The sequence below is a fragment of the Dietzia sp. SLG310A2-38A2 genome, from assembly GCF_014145095.1.
Taxonomy (GTDB): Bacteria; Actinomycetota; Actinomycetes; order Mycobacteriales; family Mycobacteriaceae; genus Dietzia.
Genome location: NZ_JAALDX010000437.1, coordinates 3,159 through 4,829, shown reverse-complemented (window position 1 = coordinate 4,829; position 1,671 = coordinate 3,159). Strand labels below are relative to the sequence as shown.

Sequence of the window (1,671 nt, the reverse complement as noted above, 5' to 3'; positions counted from 1 at the left end):
GAGGTGGTCGCCTGCGTTGTCGGCGAGCTGGGGGCTGCGGTCTCCTCCGCCCCCGAACACGCGGCGAGCACGACCCCGGCCGCCGTCGCGAGTGCGATGACGGCCGGGACACGGCGACGCCCGGTGGGTGAGGGCGGGCGGGTCGTCGCGGTGTGGGTCATACGTTCCTGTTCTTCCTGCGGGGGTCAGGCTCCGATGATGAAGGCCTCGAGTTGGGCGCGGGCCTTGTCGTCGGCCATCTGCTCCGGCGGGGACTTCATGAGGTACGCCGACGCCGGCAGGATCGGTCCGCCGATGCCGCGGTCCTTGGCGATCTTGGCCGCCCGGACGGCGTCGATGATGATGCCGGCCGAGTTGGGCGAGTCCCACACCTCGAGCTTGTACTCGAGGTTGATGGGGGCGTCGCCGAACGCGCGTCCCTCGAGGCGAACGTACGCCCACTTGCGGTCGTCGAGCCACTCCACGTAGTCGGAGGGGCCGATGTGCACGTTGCGGTCGTGGATCTTGTCCTTGAGGGAACCCTCGAGGTTGGAGGTCACGGCCTGGGTCTTGGAGACCTTCTTGGACTCCAGGCGGTCGCGCTCGAGCATGTTCTTGAAGTCCATGTTTCCGCCCACGTTGAGCTGGTACGTGCGGTCCAGCGCGACACCGCGGTCCTCGAACAGCTTGGCCATCACGCGGTGCGTGATGGTGGCGCCGACCTGCGACTTGATGTCGTCACCGACGATCGGGACGCCGGCGGAACGGAACTTCTCGGCCCACACGGGGTCGGAGGCGATGAACACGGGCAGGGCGTTGACAAAGGCGACGCCGGCGTCGATGCAGCACTGGGCGTAGAACTTGTCGGCCTCCTCGGATCCCACCGGAAGGTAGCTGACCAGCACGTCGACCTCGGCGTCCCGAAGAGCCTGGACCATGTCCACGGGCTCGGCGTCGGACTCCTCGATGGTCTCGCGGTAGTACTTGCCCAGGCCGTCGAGGGTGGGTCCGCGCTGGACGCTGATGCCGGTCGGCGGCACGTCACAGAGCTTGAGGGTGTTGTTCTCCGAGGCGTTGATCGCCTCGGCGAGGTCCATGCCGACCTTCTTGCCGTCGACGTCGAACGCGGCGACGAACTCGACGTCCCGGACGTGGTAGTCGCCGAACTTGACGTGCATGAGTCCGGGGACGGTCTGGTCGATCGCCGCGTCCTTGTAGAACTCGACGCCCTGCACGAGCGAGGACGCGCAGTTGCCGACGCCGACGATCGCGACGCGCACCTTCTTGTCGGTCATGGGGATTCTCCTTGTGATGGGTTCTCTGTCTGGATGAGCTCGTTGATCCAGCGCAGCTCGCGCTCGCTGGTCTCGAGGCCGAGCAGGGTGAGCTGCCGGGCGTAGCGCAGTTCGGCCGGGCCGGTCCGTGTGGCCGCGTCCCGTTGGCCCTCGCGCCGCTCCTCGAGGACCCGCCGCCGGCCCTCGAGGAGTCGCACCCGGGCGGGCCCGGGGGTGCGGTCGAAGAAGGCCAGGTGTACGCCGAAACCGTCGTCGTTGAACGACGAGGCCCCGGGCTCGTCGAGCAGGGCGGCCAACGTCTCCTTGCCCCCGGCGGTGATGCGGTAGGTCTTGCGACCGCGCCGCGCGGTGGCCGGCGGACGCGTGGCGGTGGCCGCGGTGGCGTCCTCGACGATGT

General features: G+C 68.6%; 2 protein-coding genes. Both read right to left on the bottom strand.

What is annotated here, in order from left to right; all coding sequences use genetic code 11:
• Positions 1-185: 185 nt before the first annotated feature.
• Entirely contained in the window at positions 186-1,274 is a 1,089-nt protein-coding gene (locus tag G6027_RS14540) for an inositol-3-phosphate synthase (protein ID WP_182637795.1), read from the bottom strand.
• Positions 1,271-1,671: PadR family transcriptional regulator (locus G6027_RS14535; RefSeq protein ID WP_182637794.1), on the bottom strand; the 401-nt coding region annotated here is incomplete at its 5' end. The genes G6027_RS14535 and G6027_RS14540, both read right to left, overlap by 4 nt.